This is a genomic window from Synechococcus sp. A15-44 (assembly GCF_014280115.1).
Lineage (GTDB): Bacteria > Cyanobacteriota > Cyanobacteriia > PCC-6307 > Cyanobiaceae > Parasynechococcus.
In genome coordinates this window covers 1213077-1232654 of the sequence record NZ_CP047938.1, presented here as the reverse complement: position 1 = coordinate 1232654, position 19578 = coordinate 1213077, and the positions used below count along the sequence as shown (strand labels likewise).

Annotated in this window: 19 protein-coding genes and 1 pseudogene; 12 read left to right on the top strand and 8 right to left on the bottom strand. The window is 59.5% G+C overall.

Annotation, left to right across the window (positions count from 1 at the left end; genetic code table 11):
* The first annotated feature begins 46 nt into the window (after positions 1-46).
* The 8 genes and pseudogenes from SynA1544_RS06860 (at position 47) to fmt (ending at position 8929) form a co-directional block, all read left to right on the top strand.
* Positions 47-2383 carry an RNB domain-containing ribonuclease gene (locus tag SynA1544_RS06860; protein WP_186515319.1) on the top strand — a complete coding sequence of 779 codons (2337 nt, stop codon included), beginning with the start codon at positions 47-49 and terminating at the stop codon, positions 2381-2383.
* Positions 2384-2386: 3 nt separating this feature from the next.
* Positions 2387-2995 (top strand): flavin prenyltransferase UbiX, encoded by a 609-nt coding sequence (locus tag SynA1544_RS06855; protein WP_186515318.1) that lies wholly within the window; start codon positions 2387-2389, stop codon positions 2993-2995.
* Entirely contained in the window at positions 2992-3477 is a 486-nt protein-coding gene (locus SynA1544_RS06850) for a hypothetical protein (RefSeq protein ID WP_186515317.1), read from the top strand. Before SynA1544_RS06855 ends, SynA1544_RS06850 begins: the two co-directional genes overlap by 4 nt.
* Before the next feature lie 45 nt (positions 3478-3522).
* A complete protein-coding gene (locus tag SynA1544_RS06845) occupies positions 3523-3960 on the top strand; it encodes a DUF2996 domain-containing protein (RefSeq protein ID WP_186515316.1) in 438 nt (145 codons plus the stop codon).
* A gap of 66 nt (positions 3961-4026) precedes the next feature.
* Positions 4027-5097, top strand: coding sequence for a magnesium-protoporphyrin IX monomethyl ester (oxidative) cyclase (gene acsF, locus SynA1544_RS06840; RefSeq protein WP_186515315.1), 1071 nt, complete (start codon positions 4027-4029; stop codon positions 5095-5097).
* A gap of 32 nt (positions 5098-5129) precedes the next feature.
* Positions 5130-6540 (top strand): annotated as a pseudogene (locus tag SynA1544_RS06835) (TldD/PmbA family protein).
* A complete protein-coding gene (locus tag SynA1544_RS06830; protein WP_186515314.1) occupies positions 6540-7910 on the top strand; it encodes a TldD/PmbA family protein in 1371 nt (456 codons plus the stop codon). The pseudogene SynA1544_RS06835 and the gene SynA1544_RS06830 overlap by 1 nt, the downstream one beginning before the upstream one ends.
* Positions 7911-7912: 2 nt before the next feature.
* Complete coding sequence (gene fmt / locus SynA1544_RS06825) at positions 7913-8929, top strand: methionyl-tRNA formyltransferase (RefSeq protein WP_186515313.1); 1017 nt, start codon at positions 7913-7915, stop codon at positions 8927-8929.
* A gap of 1 nt (position 8930) precedes the next feature.
* Here fmt and SynA1544_RS06820 read toward each other — a convergent pair whose 3' ends face one another.
* Genes SynA1544_RS06820 through SynA1544_RS06810 form a run of 3 tightly spaced genes read right to left on the bottom strand, consistent with a single transcriptional unit; the run spans position 8931 to position 10650 of the window.
* Positions 8931-9581 (bottom strand): hypothetical protein, encoded by a 651-nt coding sequence (locus SynA1544_RS06820; RefSeq protein WP_186515312.1) that lies wholly within the window; start codon positions 9579-9581, stop codon positions 8931-8933.
* Positions 9582-9584: 3 nt separating this feature from the next.
* Complete coding sequence (locus SynA1544_RS06815) at positions 9585-9923, bottom strand: DUF6464 family protein (RefSeq protein WP_186515311.1); 339 nt, start codon at positions 9921-9923, stop codon at positions 9585-9587.
* Positions 9913-10650 carry a DUF475 domain-containing protein gene (locus SynA1544_RS06810; protein WP_115162059.1) on the bottom strand — a complete coding sequence of 246 codons (738 nt, stop codon included), beginning with the start codon at positions 10648-10650 and terminating at the stop codon, positions 9913-9915. The genes SynA1544_RS06815 and SynA1544_RS06810 overlap by 11 nt, the downstream gene beginning before the upstream one ends.
* Before the next feature lie 38 nt (positions 10651-10688).
* Between SynA1544_RS06810 and SynA1544_RS06805 the strand changes: the two genes are divergently transcribed.
* Positions 10689-11444 (top strand): hypothetical protein, encoded by a 756-nt coding sequence (locus tag SynA1544_RS06805; protein ID WP_186515310.1) that lies wholly within the window; start codon positions 10689-10691, stop codon positions 11442-11444.
* Positions 11445-11658: 214 nt separating this feature from the next.
* On the opposite strand, the gene SynA1544_RS06800 is transcribed toward SynA1544_RS06805, so the two are convergent.
* Positions 11659-11853: a hypothetical protein gene (locus tag SynA1544_RS06800; protein ID WP_114989119.1), complete on the bottom strand. Its 195-nt coding sequence runs from the start codon at positions 11851-11853 to the stop codon at positions 11659-11661.
* Between the two features lie 289 nt (positions 11854-12142).
* Here SynA1544_RS06800 and SynA1544_RS06795 point away from each other — a divergent pair, with 289 nt between their 5' ends.
* A complete protein-coding gene (locus SynA1544_RS06795; protein ID WP_186515309.1) occupies positions 12143-12649 on the top strand; it encodes a hypothetical protein in 507 nt (168 codons plus the stop codon).
* A 30-nt stretch (positions 12650-12679) separates the two neighbouring features.
* Here SynA1544_RS06795 and SynA1544_RS14700 read toward each other — a convergent pair whose 3' ends face one another.
* Together SynA1544_RS14700 and SynA1544_RS06790 are read right to left on the bottom strand one after the other, a co-directional pair.
* Positions 12680-12814 (bottom strand): hypothetical protein, encoded by a 135-nt coding sequence (locus SynA1544_RS14700; RefSeq protein WP_006851938.1) that lies wholly within the window; start codon positions 12812-12814, stop codon positions 12680-12682.
* Between the two features lie 40 nt (positions 12815-12854).
* Entirely contained in the window at positions 12855-13118 is a 264-nt protein-coding gene (locus SynA1544_RS06790; protein WP_255477763.1) for a hypothetical protein, read from the bottom strand.
* 37 nt (positions 13119-13155) lie between these two features.
* On the opposite strand from SynA1544_RS06790, the gene mfd reads away from it, so the two are divergent.
* Together mfd and SynA1544_RS06780 are read left to right on the top strand one after the other, a co-directional pair.
* Positions 13156-16734 carry a transcription-repair coupling factor gene (gene mfd / locus SynA1544_RS06785; protein ID WP_186515308.1) on the top strand — a complete coding sequence of 1193 codons (3579 nt, stop codon included), beginning with the start codon at positions 13156-13158 and terminating at the stop codon, positions 16732-16734.
* 79 nt (positions 16735-16813) lie between these two features.
* Positions 16814-16981, top strand: a complete 168-nt coding sequence (locus tag SynA1544_RS06780; protein ID WP_006849887.1) for a hypothetical protein — start codon at positions 16814-16816, stop codon at positions 16979-16981.
* A 1-nt stretch (position 16982) separates the two neighbouring features.
* Here the strand turns inward: SynA1544_RS06780 and SynA1544_RS06775 are convergent, their stop codons facing one another.
* Together SynA1544_RS06775 and ispG are read right to left on the bottom strand one after the other, a co-directional pair.
* Entirely contained in the window at positions 16983-18332 is a 1350-nt protein-coding gene (locus SynA1544_RS06775; protein ID WP_186515307.1) for a S41 family peptidase, read from the bottom strand.
* 34 nt (positions 18333-18366) lie between these two features.
* On the bottom strand, positions 18367-19563 hold the full coding sequence (gene ispG / locus SynA1544_RS06770) for a (E)-4-hydroxy-3-methylbut-2-enyl-diphosphate synthase (protein WP_115162065.1): 1197 nt from the start codon (positions 19561-19563) through the stop codon (positions 18367-18369).
* Between the last annotated feature and the right edge of the window lie 15 nt (positions 19564-19578).

Here is a 19578-nt window from a genome sequence, read left to right as displayed (position 1 = left end):
CTTCCCTATCTCCCGGCCCTGATGGTCGGTTTCTGCGCACGCCACGATGAAATTTACGGTTGCCGATCTGCTGGATCAGCTCTCAACGGAGCACTCCTCTGACCCCGACCAACTGGTCAAGATCCTCAAGCTCAGCAACAAGACGGATAAAGCGGCGCTAGAGCTTGCCGTTTCATCACTGATGAAAATCGGTGTGATCGAAAAGACCAGTGAGGGTGGTCTCACACGGCCTCAGGAGAGTGATCTGATTGATGCTCGCCTGCGTTGCAGCAGCAAAGGCTTCTGCTTCGCCATACGCGATGACGGCGGCGAGGACATCTACATCCGTGACCATCAGCTGAACCACGCCTGGAATGGCGATCGTGTGCTGGTGCGGGTGACGCGGGAGGGCGGACGCCGCCGCTCTCCTGAAGGAGGTGTGCAATGCATCCTGGAACGGGCCACGCAATCTCTCCTGGCTCAGGTGGAGCAGCAGAGCGACCAGCTGCTCGCCTCCCCCCTGGACGACAGAGTGCTTGCCGGCATTGAGCTGCCAGCAGAGGATTCCAAGCATCTGCCCGGTGATGAGGTCTCCAGCGTTGTCGAGGTGCGCATCGATCGCTATCCCGTGGCTCAGCATCCTGCGGCCGGCCACGTTGTGCGATCTCTCCCGCTCAATGGCGGACCAGCAGCCGACCGGGACCTGCTGCTGACCAAGGTTGGTCTCCAGGACCGTCCAACGGCACCCAGGAGCTCTGGCAAAACCCCTGCGTCCAAAGGCCGGGTCGATCTCACCGCACAACCGTCGCTGCTGCTCAAAGGATGGAGTCAGGACGATGCACCGGGATTACCTGCCGTGCACGTTGAAGCCAGGGACGGCGGTTGTCGCCTCTGGGTCCATGCGCCCAGCGTGGGCGAGCGGATCGGTCTGGGCAACAGCCTCGATGCCTGCCTGCGGGACCGTGGTGAAGCCCTTTGCCTCGGTGAAGTCTGGCAACCTCTTCTCACTCCGGCCCTCCACAAGGCCACCAGCTTCTCGGCCGGGTCCGAGGCTGATGCCATCAGCGTTCGGCTCGACGTCTCTGCCAACGGTGAGGTGAGCGACTGGGAGTTCATGCTCAGCACGGTGCGCCCCGTCGCCAAGGTGAGCGCCGATCAGTTGGTCGCCCTGGCGGAACGCAAACCCAAGGCGCGCAGCGTCCCGACCGCCCTCAAGCCGATCAAAGACCAACTCGGTCAGCTGGAGACCCTGCGCTTCTGCAGCACGCTGTTGTTGGAGCAGGAGCGTGCCAACGGGGTTGTGCAGCTCGATCTCTGCCCTCCACAGCTGGAGGCCCTTGGTGACCTCTGCAGCGCAGATCCCTCCGGGTTGCGGCATCGCTGGGTTGATGCGTTCAACCCGGTCGACCCCCATGCGTTCCTTCAGCCTCTGTTGAGGGCCGCCGACCGTGCGTGGACCGCACAACGACTCGAGCTCCAACTGCCGGGCATCACCGTTGAGGCGGATGAACCCGATGGCAGCGTGCTCACCGATGTGGCAAAGACAGCCATTGCCCTGGATCTTCCCCTTGAACTGGATGACGACGGCTGTCCATCAGCTTCGGAGCTGGTTCAGGTGTTCAAAGACAGCAGTCAGCGCCGGGTGCTGGAACAACAACTCAGTCAAGCCCTGCCACCTCTCACCCTTGTGGCATCCACAGAGGCCCCCCCTGCGGCAGCAGATTCCGATGGGGACGAGGTTGCTGCGTCAAGCCGGAACAGCTCACTAACCCCATGGACCTGTGCCACCCAGCACTACGCCCACCTGGTGAATCAACAGGTGATCGTTGCGCTGCTGACCGATGCCAAGGATCGTCCAACTGTCCGTCACAAGACGCGTCTGAATCTTGGCCTCAAGGGTGCCGGTGCTGATCTCACGTGGCCCCTGTTCACCGCATCCCAGGGCGAGAAGTTGAACGGATTGGTGAACGAGCGCACCGTGCAGCGGCTCAACACGCGACGGCGTCAGGTGTTGGAACTGGAAAAGGATCTGCTGTCGATGATCCAGGCCCGTTCAGCCCAACCTCTGATCGGCGAACAGGTGGAAGGGCGCATCAGTGGTGTGCAGAGCTATGGCTTTTTCGTGGAAGTTGGTGAAAGTCGCGTTGAAGGGCTGGTGCATGTGAGCTCCCTCAACGATGACTGGTACGAATACAGATCACGCCAGAATCGCTTGGTCGGGCGCAAGAACCGTCAGACCTATCAACTTGGCGACGCCGTACAGGTGCGCGTGATCAATGTGGATGTTCTGCGCAACCAGATCGACCTTGAGGTCATCAGCCAGGGTTCCAATGGCTCCACGGAACCTGAATCCTCAGCGCCTGAATCCTCGGAGCCGCTGCCCGTTGCCCTCAGCGAGCGCTGAGTGATGCATCCCTACGTTCTGGCAGTCACCGGTGCATCCGCTCAACCACTGGCCGAGCGTGCCCTACAGCTGCTGCTGCAGCGCGGGCGCTCGGTGCATCTTGTGCTCAGCCATGGTGCCCATGAGGTGTTTCGTGCGGAACAGGGCCTGACGATCCCTGTTGATCCCCTGAAACAACGTGCGTTCTGGCGAGAGAGGCTGTCGGTGGAGAGTGGCGAGCTCACCTGTCATCGCTGGAATGATCAGGCTGCCTGCATTGCCAGTGGCAGCTACAGAACCCGGGCGATGGTCATCGTTCCCTGCAGCATGGGAACCGTCGGGCGGATCCATGCCGGTATCGCCGCAGATCTGATCGAACGTTGTGCGGATGTGCATCTCAAGGAGCGTCGGCCCCTGGTGATTGCTCCCCGGGAGATGCCTTTCAACCTGATTCACCTCCGCAACCTCACCGGCCTCTCTGAAGCTGGAGCCACCATTGCCGCTCCCATTCCGGCCTGGTATACCCGGCCCGATTCCTTGGAGGAGATGGTGGACTTTCTGGTGGTGCGCCTGTTCGACGGCCTGGAGGAGGACCTTGCACCCCTGAAGCGCTGGCAGGGCCCCCTGGAATGAGCATGTTTCAGCGGTTGCTGCTGATTCCCTGCCTGGCGCCACTGCTGGCGTTGCTGGTTCTTTCGGCCACGAATGTCGGAGACAAGACCCGGATCCGTCTGCTGGTTTGGACAACACCTCCGCTCCCCGTTGGGGCGTGGACAGCGCTGGCTGGCGTTGGTGGTGCGGCCGGAGCCGCTGTCGCAGCGGTTTTGGTCTCCCCAGTGGAGCGTCCTCTGAGTCGCCAGAGGCGTTCCCCTGTTCAACCGGAGTTTGAGGAGAGGGGCTACACCGACTACGAACCGACACCCAGATCCAGCACAAACCCAGGCCCCGAACGAGATGTGAGAGAACCGGCTCCAACGGTGTCTGTGGCCTACCGCGTGATTCAACGCCCTTCGTCAGTCCCCCCGCCATCAGAGGCTTCATCAGGCGCTTCAGCCGTGGGCTCTCCTTCTCAGGAGTTCAGTGATTGGGGAGATGATCCGGAGGCGAACTGGTAAGCAGCGCACCAAGCTGCTTACAGTTGCGCCAGCAATGCTGGATCGGTGAGCGAAACCCCAGTCGAGAAGCAGTCTTCAGGTCAAGAGGCCCCTGCCAAAGCGGCGCCCAAAGCGAAGCCGCCCAAGCCGGAGGACAAGCCCTTCCCTGAATTCATCGACACACTGTTTTTGCCGGCCGTCGCCAAACAGTTGGCCGAACATGACATCACCGCTGATCGGCTCGAGCGCGTGGATGGGCAGCGTCCCGTCGTCGGTGGTGAATGTCCAATGGTGATCGGCGAACTGCCTGGCGGGCGTCGCTTCTGGGTGTGCTTCGCCAAGGCCGACATCAACAGCGACAAGGTGATTGCCCTGGCAGATGCCGGCAGCGAGCCAACGCTGCTGGAGAGCTTTCTGATCGATGAGAAGCGGATGTCCTTGCCCCTTCTTGTCTCCCGACTGTTGCAACGGCTGAACGGCCAAAAGTGGCTGGGAGGTAACTAACCGGCCGCGTTGGCCTCGGGGGTCGGACTGACACGCCTACATTGGCAGAATCGTGAAACGCAACTGATGGTCCCTCCCACCGCCGTGGCCGAAGGCAGCGCTGTAGCCATCAAGGATCCTGTCAAGGACACAATCCTGACCCCCCGCTTCTACACCACCGATTTTGAAGCGATGGCGGCGATGGATCTTCAGCCCAATGAGGCTGAACTTGAAGCCATCTGTGAAGAGTTCAGGAAGGATTACAACCGCCACCACTTCGTTCGTAACGAGGAGTTCGAGGGTGCTGCGGACAAGCTGGATCCTGAAACCCGCAAGGTGTTTATCGAATTCCTTGAGCAGAGCTGCACATCGGAATTTTCAGGATTCCTGCTCTACAAGGAACTGAGCCGCCGCATTAAGGCGAAGAACCCTCTTCTGGCCGAGTGCTTTGCTCACATGGCTCGGGATGAAGCTCGCCACGCCGGCTTCCTCAACAAGTCGATGAGTGATTTCGGCATGCAGCTGGATCTCGGCTTCCTGACCGCGAACAAGGACTACACGTTCTTCAAGCCGAAATTCATCTTCTACGCCACCTACCTGTCTGAAAAGATCGGCTACTGGCGTTACATCGCCATTTACCGCCACCTCGAAAAGAACCCCGACAGCAAGATCTTCCCGATCTTCAACTTCTTTGAGAACTGGTGTCAGGACGAAAACCGTCATGGTGACTTCTTTGATGCCCTGATGAAGGCCCAACCGGACACGGTTCGTGGCCCCATCGCCAAACTCTGGTGCCGCTTCTTCCTGTTGGCGGTGTTCGCCACCATGTACGTGCGCGACGTGGCCCGCAAAGAGTTCTACGAGGCTCTCGGATTGGATGCTCGCACCTACGACAAGATGGTGATCGAGAAGACCAACGAAACGTCAGCGCGCGTTTTCCCCGTTGTTCTTGATGTGAACAACGACAAGTTCTGGACACGCCTCGAGCGGCTGGTGGCCAACAACGCCGCATTGGAAAAGGCTGATGCCAGTGATGCCATCGCTCCATTGAAAGTGCTTCGCAAGCTGCCCTTCTGGATCGGAAACGCTGCCGAGATGGCCAAGCTGTTCCTGATGCCAGCGATCGACAGCGATCGTTTCCAGCCAGCTGTGCGCTGAGGGGACTCCCCCGGCCCAATCGAGGAGATTTCTTGACCAACGCCTTTTCGAATCAGTGGCAAGGACTCTTGGAGTCCTTGCTGCACCGTGGCAACTCCGCAGGAGCCGACCTGGTGGAGGTGTTTCTTGAGCGCACCGACCACATCGGTTTGCTTGCCGAACAGGATCGGATCACCAGTGTGAATCCGTCGTTCGCCCGGGGAGCTGGCCTCAGGGTGTTCCGTGATGGCCGTGATGGCTTTGTCAGTACCAACGATCTCAGCGAAGCCGGCCTCCAGCGCGCCCTCGATCAAGCCCTCGCCATGCTCGGTCTCGAGGCGCAACAGCTCACGTCCCCTACAGCTTTTGAAGGGTTGAAACAGCTGACCGACCATGGCTTGAACAAAGCCGACTGGCTGGAACGCTGCCCCTCCCTGGATCAGGCCAGCCAGTGCCTGCTCAAAGGCACAGACCATCTCAATCGTCTTGGTCAGCACCTGCAGGTGCGCCGTGGCAGTTACGCCCGCGACTGGCAGGAAGTGCTGGTGGCTGCTTCCGATGGAACTTTTGCCCGCGACATCCGCCTGCATCAGTCGACCGGTCTCTCCGTTCTTGCCGCCGACGGCGATCACCGATCCAGCATTAGCCGCCGCTATGGCAGTTCCGATCGTCCGGACGATCTTCGGGACTGGGATTCCGAAGCCAGCGCAGCTGAAGTGTGCAACAGCGCTGGGATGATGTTGCGGGCCGACTACGTTGATGCCGGACAGATGCCGGCTGTTCTCGCCAACCGGTTCGGTGGCGTGATTTTCCACGAGGCCTGCGGCCACCTGCTCGAAACAACCCAGATTGAACGGGGCACCACGCCCTTCGCAGACCGGGTTGGTGAACTGATCGCTCACCCTGCAGTCACCGCCATCGATGAAGGGCTGAGTGGTGGATCCTTCGGTTCCATCTCGATGGATGACGAGGGAATGGAACCTGAGCGCACCGTGCTGATCAAAGACGGGGTGCTCCAACGCTTCATCAGTGACCGGGCCGGTGAACTGCGCACGGGCCACAAACGCACCGGAAGCGGCCGGCGTCAGAGCCATGCCTTTGCAGCTGCGAGCCGGATGCGAAACACCTTCATCGACGCCGGTCCGCATACCCCTGAGCAGTTGATTGAATCCGTCGATCAAGGCCTTTACTGCAAGGCCATGGGTGGGGGGAAGCGTCGGCCCGACAGGTCAGTTCAATTTCTCCGTTGAAGAGGGGTATCTGATTGAGAACGGCAAACTCACCAAACCGGTGAAAGGGGCGACGTTGATCGGTGATGCCAAGGAGGTGATGCCACGCATTTCCATGTGCGCCAACGATCTGGAACTGGCTGCCGGGTTCTGCGGATCCGTGAGTGGAAGTGTGTTCGTCACCGTGGGCCAACCCCACATCAAAGTTGATTCGATCACGGTGGGGGGCCGTTGATGATGAGCAGCAACAACAGCCTTAACGCCACGGATCTCAGGGATCGCCTTCAGACCCTCGCCTCGCGCGAAGGCATTCGTCGTTGGGATCTTGGTGCCGCCTGCAGTGACGATTGCTCTGTTCAGGTGGATCGTGGTGAAGCCAAACAACTGAAGGCCTCGCAGCGGAGCTCCATCACCGTCCGGGTTTGGAACAGCGATGGCCTGGTAGGCATCACCAGCACCACCGACCTCTCCGACAGCGGCTTGGAGCAAGCCCTGGTGGGAGCCCATACGGCCAGCCGTTTTGGCAATCCCGAGGACATCCCTGAGTTCTCCCCCCTCGCCACGGCTCCACTGCCCGAGCTCGATCGCCCGCTTCAACCACGCCAAGGAATCCTCCCCCTGCTGGACACCCTTCGGGATGCGGAAGCCGATCTGTTGGGTCGTCACCCTGCGATCCAGACCGTCCCCTACAACGGACTGGCGGAATCCCTGTCCCAGAGCCTCTATCTCAACAGTGATGGAGCACTGCGCCAGATGGAGCGCACCCAAGCCAGCCTGTATCTCTACGCAAGGGCGGAGGAAACAGGTCGTAAGCCCCGCAGTGGAGGTGCTGTTCGTTTGGGTCTTGGCAGCAGCGAACTGGATGTTCAAGGCTGCATCACTGAGGCCGTTGATCGCACCGTCAGCCATCTGGACTATCGACCGATTGAAACCGGGAGCTACCGGGTTTGCTTCACCCCCGAGGCCTTTCTCTCACTGCTTGGTGCCTTCAGCAGCATGTTCAATGCGCGTTCGGTGCTCGATGGGGTGAGCCTGAGCCAGCGGGATTCGATTGGATCCGATGTGGCTGTTCCCTTCTTCAACCTCCACGATGACGGCCTCCACCCCGGACACATCAGTGCGGCTGCCTTCGATGGCGAGGGAACACCAACCCGACGTCTCTCCTTGATTGAGGGCGGAACCCTGCAGAATTTCCTTCACTCGGAAGCCACGGCCCGAGCCTTCGGTGTTCAACCCACCGGCCACGCCGGCCTCGGTGCCAAGGTTTCGGTGGGTCCAGACTGGTTCGTGGTTGGTTCCAACCCGCAGGTGAGCAGCGGTAACAGCCTCAACCACCGCACCGAGTCAGGCCCCTTCGTGCTGATTGAGGATCTGTCAGCGCTTCACGCCGGTGTGAAAGCCACCCAGGGATCCTTCTCCTTGCCCTTCGATGGATGGTTGGTGAACAACGGCGAACGGGTTTCCGTTGAAGCAGCAACGGTTGCCGGTGACATCCGCTCTGTACTCAACGGCATTGCTCATCTGGAAGCTGTTTCTGAAATCACCCACCGAGGCGTTTCCCCTCATGTTTGGGTGGATGAACTCTCCATCACCGGCGAAGCCTGACGTTGAAGATTCTGTTCTGGGGGACACCGGTCTATGCGGTGCCAACCCTTAATGCACTGCATGATGCGGGCCACACCATTGTTGGGGTCGTCTCGCAGCCGGATCGTCGGCGGGGTCGAGGCAAACAGCTAGTTCCATCACCGGTGAAGGCGAGGGCGGAAGAACTCGGTCTTCCTGTGTTCACCCCTGAACGGATCCGACGGGATGACGATTGCAAAGCCAAGCTCGCTGCACTCGGTGCTGATGCTTCTGTGGTCGTGGCCTTCGGACAGATCCTTCCCAAGGATGTGTTGGAGCAGCCTCCCCTGGGCTGCTGGAACGGCCACGGATCACTACTACCGCGTTGGCGCGGTGCTGGTCCCATCCAGTGGTCCCTGCTCGAAGGGGATCAGGAAACGGGTGTGGGGATCATGGCCATGGAAGAAGGGCTCGATACTGGTCCGGTTCTGCTCGAGCAACGCACCCCGATCCAGCTGCTGGAACCTTCCATCGCCTTGGCCGAACGGCTCAGTGCTCTCACTGCAGAGCTGATGGTTCAGGCGATGCCACTGATTGAAGCGGCGGGACCGGGTCCAGAAGACGAGAGATTGGCAAGGCTCAACGTGCGGGTTCAGGCCGAGGGGTCGACGTATGCCCGCATGCTGGAGAAGCAGGATTTCCAATTGGATTGGTCTGCCCCTGCTCTCAGCATTCATCGCAAGGTGATGGGGCTTCATCCCGGAGCGTTCACTCAGTGGCAGGGCAAACGCCTGAAGGTGTTGCGCACGGAGCCGTTGATCGAGCGCCTGCAGAATCAACTCAGTCCTGAGGGACGCAACCTCGTGGGCCAATGGCCCACCGGAGAGCATCCTCCGGGGACGATCCTGGCGGTGATCGAGGATCTGGGCTTGGTGGTGAGCAGTTCAGGCTGTCCTCTTCTGATCCGGGAGGCACAGCTGGAAGGCAAGGCGCGCAGCACAGCACCCGTTCTGTTGCAGCAACTTAAGGCCACTGTGGGAGATCGCTTCGGCGACGGTTGATTCAGGATTCCGTATACAACGAACGCGCTTGAGCCCAGACGCGATCAAGATCCTGTTCGGAGAGTTGTAGAGCTTCCGGGAACATCGCCGCGAGCCATTGTTGCCGTTTTGCCAGCGTGTCGACCTCAAAAAATGTTTGCTGGGACGCGAGCACCCTGAATTTGAGAAATTCAAGCAAGCGTGCGCGCAAACGAGTCGTGTCCACAAGTTTGATCCGTCTGCGTTGATCGCGGAGAGAAATGGTGCAGCCTGGTTCCACCCCACTTAATTGCGGTGCAAGCAACTCCAATGTTGTTGGGGGCTGCCAATGCCGTTCCTTGGTCTCGGGGTGGGGGTAGTAAACCCAGCCGTTCACAACATCAGCTTCGCTCGCTTTGATCTCCACACGCCAGAACGAGAATGTTTCAGGGGGGTGGAGTTCGGTCCAATGAAGCTTCTCAAACAGGTGATCTGGATTCGCGAGAGACACCTCGAGCGGTGCAAAATTAATATTCAGCGTGCCGAAATAGCAGCCCGACAAGTCAAGCCCTAAGGCCTTGAACACAGGGGATTGCATTCGAATCGTGCCATCCGGATATGGAGATTCGTTGCTCTTCCCAGAGGCGACACCATGGCCAGCACAGAGACGTCCCGTCAGCCATTCAGCGTTCATGGGTCAGCGCAGTTCACGGTGGCTGCAGTTCTCGCAGGGGCCTTCCGGCCATACAGCACAGCGGAGCAAAGGACTACGGGCATTGAAACGGCAATTGGGATCACCGACCACCCAGCCATGTCTCCAGGGTGTTGCATCGGCGGGACGCGTCTGGGGTTTCACCAACAGGGCCACTGAGGCCATCACATAGCGACCGTTGCGAAGGGCGTAACGGTGACGACGTTGCATCACGAGGAAGGATTGCTGTTCCACAACAAGCCATCGCCCCGGTTGTGGCGGATCCTCAAGATCAACGCGATGGAGCAAACGGTCTCCACTGATATGGCGAAGTTCAACAAGCATGGCCTTCGTCCTGATCAAGTTCCTTGCTGCGGATCGACATTCCCCAGGCAAACAGCAACAGCACCACCACCAAGGTGAGCCAATCGGGTTGATTGAGGCTGGGCACGACAACATGAACAATCAAGCGCAGCGCCACGAAAGCAACGGCGAGAAACCCAGCCGTTTCAAGCCGTGGATACAGATCAAGCCAGCGGATGAACAGGGCGGATGTAAAACGCAGTGCCACGATGCCGATGAAGGCACCTGTGCTGATCAACACAATCTGATCACTGATGGCCACGGCTGCGGCGACGCTATCGATGGAGAAGGCCAGATCTGTGAAAGCCAGCAGTAAAACCGTGTTCAGAAACGGGCGAGACAGACCGTTGGATTCATGTCCTTCGCTGGACTCGGCATCATCGCCTGATCGGTTGTTGAAGTGATCAACCACCAGCCAAACCAGATAGGCCGCAGCGAGGAGTTGCACCCAGGCGTTTTGCAACACCCACTGGGCCACAACGATCAAGGCGATCCGCAAGACCAGTGCAATGCCAATGCCCAGGTTGAGGGCAAGGCCTTCCCGCTCCGGTTGGCGGCTGCTGCGGGCGATGGCCGCGAGGGCCACGGCATTGTCAGCCGACAGGATCAGCTCCAGCAGTACAAGAACAGGCAGCAGGGCCAAAACCTCACCCCATTGATCGGCACCTTCGAAGAAATCCGACAGTGAGGGAAGCGAAGTGATGTCCATCCCGGCAGCCTAGAAAGTGCAAGCGCTGTTCCATTGCGATGCAGATCCGGGCCGAGCTGTGTCACGTCGACACCCTGAGATGCATCGTGCGGGTCGAGGCCTGGCTCGACGGTTCTCTGCAGGGCAGCGCCCTCGGTGAAGCCGCCACTGCTGAAGAGGCTGAGGAGAGAGCGTTGCGACGCCTGAACTCCAGGCTGGGGTCCACTAAGGGGCCACGACAGCCCGTGAATTCAGCTCGCCCTGAAGCCCCCCGGGTGGATGAGCCAAATCCGAAGCAGGTGCCCGTGGAGCGGCCGAGAAAAATTGAGCAGACCCAGCCCTCGTCTGCTCCACCCACCCCTGCCAGCCATCAGGTCCCAGCTACCCCTGCTGACAACGCCCCCTCTGAAACACCAACGGATCCTGACGACTGGAGTGATGAGCTGACCGCCATCGATATGGAAATCAGACGCATTGGTTGGTCTCGAGAGCAGGAGCAGGAGTATTTGACCCGGGCCTTTGGGCTCGGCAGCCGCCACAAGCTCACGCGCTATGCCGATCTAGTGGCCTATCTGCGTCAGTTGAAGTTGATCCAAGCCAACGACGACGCGTCCACCGCACCAGCACCCATCCGTCGTGGTGAGCTGCTTCAACAAGGAGATGCAATGTTGAAGCAGCTGGGCTGGAGCTCCGATCAAGCCAGGACCTTTCTCCAACAACAACTTGGGGCGACCAGTCGTCAACAACTCAGTGATGAACAGCTTCTGCAGTTCAACATGCTGCTGGAGGAGCAGACGCTCAGCCAGGCCAAATAAGCACTAACACTCAGGAATGGTCGGAGCTAGTGGCCTACAACGGGTTTGCGGCAGGGACTGATACGGCGTCCATGCCGATTGCAGCAGGGTGAATCGTCTACACACTCTGCGCAGCCCGGTCGTTCCCTCCGCTTCTTTCCTGAAGGGGGGAATGGCCCCTATGGGGCAGTAATGAGATCAGAGCTCTGTCGTGAAGGGTTGTTCAGCTGATAACTCAACTGCGGAAGTTGAACTCCAGCTTCGTTTTGGGCTTTTGGTACTTGATCACATTCATCACCTGAAGACCAGTATTTTCAGACTTCCTCTCCTCGGCAAGTGCTTTGAGGATCATGGAGCCCGAGGCCTGCCAGTCTTGATCGACTTCGATCAATTGCTTGGCTCGTGAGTAGTACTCCGCAGCTTTAGCCAAATAATCAGATTTCTGGCTTGATGCCTTTGAAGATATTGCCGTTGTGATGGATCTGGCTTTCTCTGGGAGAATTATACAGCATGCTTTTCAGTGCAGATAAATCATTTGAGGCCTGCAATTCCGTGAACGCGTTTTAGACCAAGGCGATTGGCCACACCGCGAGGAATCGATAACCAGCTGAGGCGGATGCTCCTAGCGAGCGTTTTTGGCCTGAATGTCAGCTGATATATCAACGTTTTGAATCTTTAACCTGCCAAATTCATCAGCTGCACTTGCGATAAGGTCACCTATGGATGACCCAACCCTTGTTGTACGGCAGCTGATCAATGAGCTTCGGGATGACATGTCCGAAGCGGGCCGTGAACTCAGAAATCGCAGCACTTGGGATCTCCAATGCCCCGTCGTCATCATTGATGCCCGAAGAGAACCCAACCGGGTTGTTCGAACCTCAGTGCGCGGCATCACTGGTGCCATCGCCACCAGCAACGTGATCGATGATCCCTTGATGCGGTCGTTTCTGGGTCGCTTCCGTGAAGTTGGTGCTGATGAAGCCCTCAATGAATTTCTGCAGGGTCCGGAGGCAGAACGTTTCTCAGAGCTCTGGGACATCTACAACGACGAAGCCCAACAGCAGGGTCTAGCGGTCTGGTCCCACAGTGACGCCGCCAAATTTGTGCTGAAGTCGAAAACTTGTTTTGACGATGGTCAGCTGGCCTGTGTTGCCATTACGTCGGGAGACCATCGTGATGCCCACGACGCGCTCACCTTTTCAGTGGATGCCTGCTGGTTGTCTTGAGTGCCGGTTCGGCCTTAAACGCACCGGAATTCAGGAGCGGATCAGTTGAACAACAACAAAAAGCGCTGAAGCTGCCAGAGGCCAAAGCAACCAGGTCAACTGAGGAATGGTGAGGGCGAGCACAAGCCCGATCACGAAGAAAATCAGAAAACGGCCGAGGGTCATGAAGGCACCAATACCGACGTATTGAACCGAACACCCCGCCTTAGGCCAGTTTTTCGCGCCTTGAGCTGGGAGCTGGTTCGGGGGTGAACAGGATGGGGACCGAGGAAGCAACCAGCACGCCGCCCACAGTCAGCAACACCAGCAGCGGAATGGGCCGGACCAGGGGCTGACGCTGCAACGGTGTCGCGCAGCTGGAGCAGAGCGGAACAACCCCCTTGGGTGGATGCAACACCAAGGCCGGGCCGCAACAGCAGGAGGGGCAGCGGTAGCGCGGCATCGACCGGTGAAACGCAGCTGCAGGCACCTTATTGCGAAGATCATGGATTGCCGAGGCCTGCTCCATGCCGCTCCGTTCCCTGGTGACCAAGTTGCAGGAAACTGCACTCACCGGTGAGCTTGATGAGCGCTCGAGCCGCCGCGAACGTTTGTTGATGCGCGGGGCAGGTCGTTGCAGCCGAGCTCTGGTGGCCAGCGCGCTCTCACAGCGGCGGGGCGCACCTCTGCTCGTGGTGGTGCCAACGCTTGAGGAAGCGGGACGCTGGACAGCGCTGTTGGAATTAATGGGATGGAGCCAGGCCAGCCTGTACCCCACCAGCGAAGGCTCTCCCTATGAACCCTTCGATCCCACAAGTGAAATCACCTGGGGGCAACTTCAGGTTCTGAGTGACCTGCTGGGGGAAGGCAATACGGCGTCCTGGGCCATCGTGGCCACGGAACGTTGTCTGCAGCCCCATCTCCCCCCGCCGGATGTTCTGAAAACGAAAACGCGCACCTTGCGCAAAGGGGATGAGGTTGATCTGGAGGCACTGGGCGAAACGCTGGCCCAACTTGGCTACGAGCGGGTCACCACCATTGAGCAGGAGGGGAGCTGGAGCCGTCGCGGCGACATCGTCGACATCTTCCCGGTGAGCAGTGAGCTGCCTGTTCGACTCGAATTCTTCGGAGAGGAGCTCGACAAGCTGCGGGAATTCGATCCCGCCAGCCAACGCTCACTGGACCCCGTCGATGCGCTTCGACTCACACCAACAGGGTTTGGGCCTCTGATTGCAGACCAGCTCAGGGAGACGATGCCCGATGGACTGGAGCAATTGCTTGGTAGCGAGGGCACAGAGCAGCTTTTGAACGGCGGTACCCCGGAAGGCATGCGCCGGCTGATGGGGCTCGCCTGGGAGCAACCTGCCTCGCTTCTCGACTACCTGCCGGACACCACAACAGTGGTGATCGATGAGCGACGCCAGGGCCTAGCCCACGGACAACAGTGGCTCAGCCATGTGGAGGAACATCACCACGACATGGCTGCTGAGGCGGGTCTGGACGAGGGCGATCGTGATCGGCTCTGGCCAGCGGTTCTGCACCGTGAGATTGAAGCCGCCTATGCCCTGACGGAGGTCTTCCATGGCTTTGACATGGCAGAACTGCTGGAAGTTGACCAGCACCCCAACAGCTTTGACCTCGCCAGCCGCCCTGTTGCGGCCTACCCCAACCAATTCGGAAAACTCGGGGAACTGATCAAGGGATTTCAAAGCGAGCGCACGGCGGTTTGGTTGGTGTCTGCACAACCCAGCCGAGCGGTTGCTCTGCTGGAGGAGCACGACTGCATCAGTCGGTTTGTGCCGAACGCGGGAGACAGCAATGCCATCTCCCGTCTGATTGAGCAGAACACCCCCGTCGCCCTGAAGGTGAGGGGCACGGCCGAACTTGAGGGTTTGCAGCTGCCGGCTTGGCGGATTGCTCTGGTCACCGACCGTGAATTCTTTGGCCAGCAGAGCCTCAGTTCCAGTGGCTATGTGCGCCGTCGTCGCAAGGCCGCCAGCCGCACGGTGGATCCCAACAAGATGCGCCCGGGCGATTTCGTGGTGCATCGGAACCATGGCATCGGCCGCTTCAAAGCCATGGAAAAACTCGCGATGTCAGGCGACATCCGCGACTACCTCGTGGTGCAGTACGCCGATGGAATCCTTCGGGTTGCCGCCGATCAACTCGGCAGCCTGGGCCGTTACCGCGCCACGAGTGAAACACCTCCGCAGCTCAACCGCATGGGTGGCACGGCTTGGAACAAGGCCAAGGATAGGGCCAAGAAGGCGGTTCGCAAGGTTGCCCTTGATCTGGTGAAGCTTTATGCGGAACGGCAACAGGCTGCTGGCTTTGCCTTCCCCACCGACGGCCCCTGGCAGGTGGAAATGGAGGAGTCGTTCCCCTATGACCCGACGCCAGATCAACTGAAGGCCACGGCCGACGTGAAACGGGACATGGAACGGCAGGAGCCGATGGACCGACTGGTGTGCGGCGATGTTGGCTTCGGCAAGACCGAAGTTGCGATCCGCGCCATCTTTAAGGCCATCACCGCAGGGAAGCAGGTGGCGATGCTGGCTCCTACAACCGTGTTGGCTCAGCAGCACTGGCGCACTCTCTCGGAACGCTTCGCGCCGTATCCGATCAAGGTGGCTCTGCTGAATCGTTTCCGAACAGCGTCGGAACGCAAATCCATTCTCGATGGCCTGAAGCAGGGAACCATCGACGCCGTGGTGGGAACCCACCAGTTACTCAGCAAAGGAGCGTCGTTCCAAGAGCTTGGTCTGTTGGTGGTGGATGAAGAACAGCGCTTCGGTGTGAACCAGAAGGAAAAGATCAAAGTGCTGCGGAAGGACGTGGACGTCCTCACCCTGTCGGCAACTCCGATTCCCAGAACGCTCTACATGAGCCTTTCGGGGGTGCGGGAGATGAGTCTGATCACCACACCACCGCCACTGCGCCGTCCGATCAAGACGCACCTGGCTTCTCTGGATCCGGAGGCGGTGCGGAGCGCCATCCGCCAGGAACTGGATCGTGGGGGCCAGGTCTTTTATGTGGTTCCTCGGGTGGAAGGAATCGAGGAGGTGGCTGCAGGCCTACGGGAAATGCTGCCAGGCCTGAAGCTTTTGGTGGCTCACGGTCAGATGGCCGAGGGCGAACTGGAGAACGCCATGGTGGCGTTCAACGCCGGTGAAGCCGACGTGATGCTCTGCACCACGATTGTGGAAAGCGGCCTGGACATTCCTCGCGTCAACACGATCCTGATTGAGGACGCCCACCGCTTTGGCCTGGCTCAGCTGTACCAATTGCGGGGACGGGTCGGTCGCAGTGGGATTCAGGCCCATGCCTGGTTGTTCTATCCGGGCAACGCATCGCTGAGCGACAGCGCCCGTCAGCGGCTGCGCGCCATTCAGGAGTTCGCCCAACTGGGCAGTGGGTATCAGCTCGCCATGCGGGATATGGAGATCCGTGGGGTCGGAAATCTCCTCGGCGTGCAGCAGAGCGGCCAGATGGAAACCATCGGCTTTGACCTCTACATGGAAATGCTGCAGGAATCCCTGGCGGAAATTCAGGGTCAAGACATCCCCAGCGTTGAAGACACCCAGGTGGACCTCCCCGTCACGGCCTTTGTGCCTGCGGACTGGATCACTGACCCCGATGAAAAGATCGCGGCCTACCGTGCTGCCGCCGACTGCCTCACCGCCGAGGCCCTGGTGGAGCTGGCTGCGGGTTGGGCCGATCGCTACGGAGCGCTGCCCGCTGCCGTGGTGTCGCTCCTGCAGCTGATGGAACTCAAACTGCTGGCGAAGCGGTGCGGCTTCTCCAGGATCAAACCTGAGAAGCCCAACATCGTGCTCGAAACTCCCATGGAGGAACCGGCGTTCCGTTTGCTGCGCCAGGGGTTGCCCCAGCATCTGCATGGCCGCTTGGTGTATCAGGCCGGCAGCGGCATCCAGCACAAGGTGATGGCCCGCGGTCTTGGTGTTCTCCCCATCGAGAAGCAACTGGAACAGCTGATGGAATGGCTGCGTTTGATGGCAGCCCAGATTCCCGATGCCGATGGCAAAACGGAGGCACAGCGGCAGGAAGAACTGCGTGCCAAGAATGCAGAGGTGGTTCAGGTCTGATGCCTGAACCCAATTCTGAGAAAAACGTTACCAACCACGCAATTCTTCGTTACATTAGTTCCAACAAAATCCGTTGGACATGGGTGAATTCGTCGAGATCGGTGCTGGTGGCGTCTCTCTGGAACTGATCAGCGGCGTTTTCTGTGCCACCGCCCTTGGTGTGTATGCCCTGTTCCAGCCCGGCGCTTCAGACGATGACGACTCCAACGGTGGTGGCGGCGGCGGACTGATGCAGCCGATCTCCTGAGCTACTGCAACGCGTAGCTGAGGTTGGCTCGGCCGGGTTGATAGGTCGTGCCCGCCTGAATTTTCTTCAATTGGTTCATGAGGGTCCCCTCTGCCGTCCGGTACTGACTGTCTTTCTGGGTTCCCAGGTCTTCAACCGAGAAGTTTTTGATCTCCTGCTTCGACATCGCCGCTTCGATGTCCGGTTGGATTCCGTTCTTGTGAATATCGGTTCCCTTGGGTGTGAGGTATTTAGCAATCGTGACCGTCAGACCGGATCCATCGGCCAATCCGCGAACGGCCTGGACAAGCCCTTTGCCGAAGGTCTTCTGTCCAACGAGTTGGGCACGGGAATTGTCCTGGAGTGCCCCTGAAAGAATTTCGCTGGCACTGGCAGATCCCTGGTCAATCAATACCACCAGGGGTTTGTCGGTGATCGCACTGCCTGTGGCGCGCCTCACATCGCGAATGCCCTCGCGGGTTCGGGTGCTGACGATGGTGCCTTCATTGAGCCATTGGCGGGCGATGTCCACGCTGGCCTCGAGCAGGCCGCCGGGATTGCTGCGCAGGTCCAGCACATAGCCCTCAGCAGCCTGAGATTCCAGATCCTTGATGGCTGCACGCATTTCACGCGTGGCGTTGGCATTGAATTGCTTGAGACGGATGTAGCCCACCTTGCGGCCATTGGGCGCCGTGTTGAGCATCGCCTTCACGGCATGAATCTCTATGCGCGCCCGTTTCAAGGGCACATCCAGCACCTGACCCTGGCGCCTGAGTCCCAGTACGACATCGGTGTCTTCCGGACCACGGATCAACTTGACGGCGTCCTCGGTGGTCATGCCTTTGGTGGAGGCACCATCGATGGACACGATCACATCCTTGGGCTGAACGCCTGCACGGGATGCAGGGGTGCCCTCAATCGGAGAGACAACAATCAGCTCTTTCGTGTCTTTGTCGAGACTGAGCTGGATCCCCACGCCCATCAACTCCCCGGAGGTGTCGATCTGCATCTCCTTGAACTCCTTCGGATCAAGGAAACGCGTGTAGGGGTCATCTAGGCTGGCCAGCATGCCCCGGATCGCCTCGTAGGACTCGGCGCTGCCCCCGTAGGACTTGCGCAGCAGATTGCTCCGCAACTGGCGCCACGTTCTTTCGTCGTAGGAGCCCGTTGAATCCAGGTAATCGCGATAAACGATCTGCCAGACCTGATCAATCACCTCCTTGGGGCTGTCGTGAATCGATCCGCCGGAGGCCGATGGCAGGGAAAGACCTGGCGAGCTGATACCCAGGGCGGTGACCACACCACCAACCCCCAGCATCAACAGCAACGGAGTCGACCGAACCAAAGAACGCAGGCGCTGACTCCGAACCATGGCCCTTCATGACTGATTCTTCAGACTAACGAGATCAGGCGGGCTCCACCCAGCGACCGTCCTCTTTGATCAACTGGATCAGGGCTTCAACGCCCTCAGCTTCAGGCACCTTGCGGATTTCATCACGGCCGCGATACAGCGAAATCACTCCCGGGGTTTTACCGACGTAGCCGTAATCGGCGTCAGCCATCTCGCCGGGACCATTGACGATGCACCCCATCACGGCAATGTCCAGACCCGTGAGGTGGGATGTGGCGTTGCGCACCTTATGCAACACCTCCTCGAGATTGAACAGGGTGCGACCGCAGCTGGGGCAGGCGACGTACTCGACCATGGTCTTGCGCAGACCCAGGGATTGAAGAATCGAGTAGCAGACGGGGATTTCCTTTTCAGGGGCCTCCGTCAGTGAGACCCGGAGGGTGTCTCCCAAACCATCGGCCAGCAGAGTGGCGATGCCTGCGGTGCTCTTGATCCGGCCGTAATCACCATCACCGGCTTCGGTCACGCCCAGGTGGAGTGGGTAATTGAAACCTTCCTTGTCCATGGTGTCCGCCATCAGGCGGTATGCCGCGAGCATCACCGGAGCCCGGGAGGCCTTCATCGAAATCACAATGTTGTGGAAATCAAGCTCATGGCAGATGCGCACGAATTCCATCGCTGACTCGACCATCCCCTCAGGGGTGTCGCCGTAGGTGAACAGCATCCGCTCCGCCAGGGAGCCATGGTTCACACCGATTCGAAGCGCCTTGTTCTGATCCCGCAGCAGGGTGACCAAGGGCTCGAACGTCTCACGGATGCGCTGACCGATGGCGGCAAATTCCTCGGGGCTGAACTCCTGGCGGTTCGGATCTGGCTTATCAAAAATGAACAGGCCGGGATTGATCCGGACTTTGTCGACGTGCTGGGCGACCTCCAGGGCGATCTTGACGCCGTTGTGGTGAACATCCGCCACCAGGGGAACGGTGCAGCCGCGCTGACGAAGCTCCTGACGGATCTGTCCCATCGCCTTGGCGTGGGCCATCGAAGGGGTCGTCACCCGCACAATCTCACTGCCCGCTTCCGCAAGGCGGATGATGCCGGCTACAGCAGCCTCGATATCGAGGGTGTCCTCGTTGATCATCGACTGCACCACGATCGGGTGCTCGCTGCCCACGGGCACATCCCCCACCATCACAGTGCGGGTCACACGGCGGTGGATCTGGGTGTCGTAGCGCCGATCCAGGGCAGTCATGGGGCCGGTGGTGAA

Bases quoted from the DNA above. Each gene is read 5' to 3' on its own strand.
- mfd (WP_186515308.1), top strand. From the start codon at position 13,156: ATGCCGCTCCGTTCCCTGGTGACCAAGTTGCAGGAAACTGCACTCACC.
- SynA1544_RS14700 (WP_006851938.1), bottom strand. From the start codon at position 12,814: ATGACCCTCGGCCGTTTTCTGATTTTCTTCGTGATCGGGCTTGTGCTC.
- SynA1544_RS06850 (WP_186515317.1), top strand. From the start codon at position 2,992: ATGAGCATGTTTCAGCGGTTGCTGCTGATTCCCTGCCTGGCGCCACTG.
- SynA1544_RS06855 (WP_186515318.1), top strand. From the start codon at position 2,387: ATGCATCCCTACGTTCTGGCAGTCACCGGTGCATCCGCTCAACCACTG.
- acsF (WP_186515315.1), top strand. From the start codon at position 4,027: ATGGTCCCTCCCACCGCCGTGGCCGAAGGCAGCGCTGTAGCCATCAAG.
- SynA1544_RS06780 (WP_006849887.1), top strand. From the start codon at position 16,814: ATGGGTGAATTCGTCGAGATCGGTGCTGGTGGCGTCTCTCTGGAACTG.
- SynA1544_RS06775 (WP_186515307.1), bottom strand. From the start codon at position 18,332: ATGGTTCGGAGTCAGCGCCTGCGTTCTTTGGTTCGGTCGACTCCGTTG.
- SynA1544_RS06810 (WP_115162059.1), bottom strand. From the start codon at position 10,650: ATGGACATCACTTCGCTTCCCTCACTGTCGGATTTCTTCGAAGGTGCC.
- SynA1544_RS06815 (WP_186515311.1), bottom strand. From the start codon at position 9,923: ATGCTTGTTGAACTTCGCCATATCAGTGGAGACCGTTTGCTCCATCGC.
- SynA1544_RS06860 (WP_186515319.1), top strand. From the start codon at position 47: ATGAAATTTACGGTTGCCGATCTGCTGGATCAGCTCTCAACGGAGCAC.
- SynA1544_RS06830 (WP_186515314.1), top strand. From the start codon at position 6,540: ATGATGAGCAGCAACAACAGCCTTAACGCCACGGATCTCAGGGATCGC.
- SynA1544_RS06820 (WP_186515312.1), bottom strand. From the start codon at position 9,581: ATGAACGCTGAATGGCTGACGGGACGTCTCTGTGCTGGCCATGGTGTC.
- ispG (WP_115162065.1), bottom strand. From the start codon at position 19,563: ATGACTGCCCTGGATCGGCGCTACGACACCCAGATCCACCGCCGTGTG.
- SynA1544_RS06805 (WP_186515310.1), top strand. From the start codon at position 10,689: ATGCAGATCCGGGCCGAGCTGTGTCACGTCGACACCCTGAGATGCATC.
- SynA1544_RS06795 (WP_186515309.1), top strand. From the start codon at position 12,143: ATGGATGACCCAACCCTTGTTGTACGGCAGCTGATCAATGAGCTTCGG.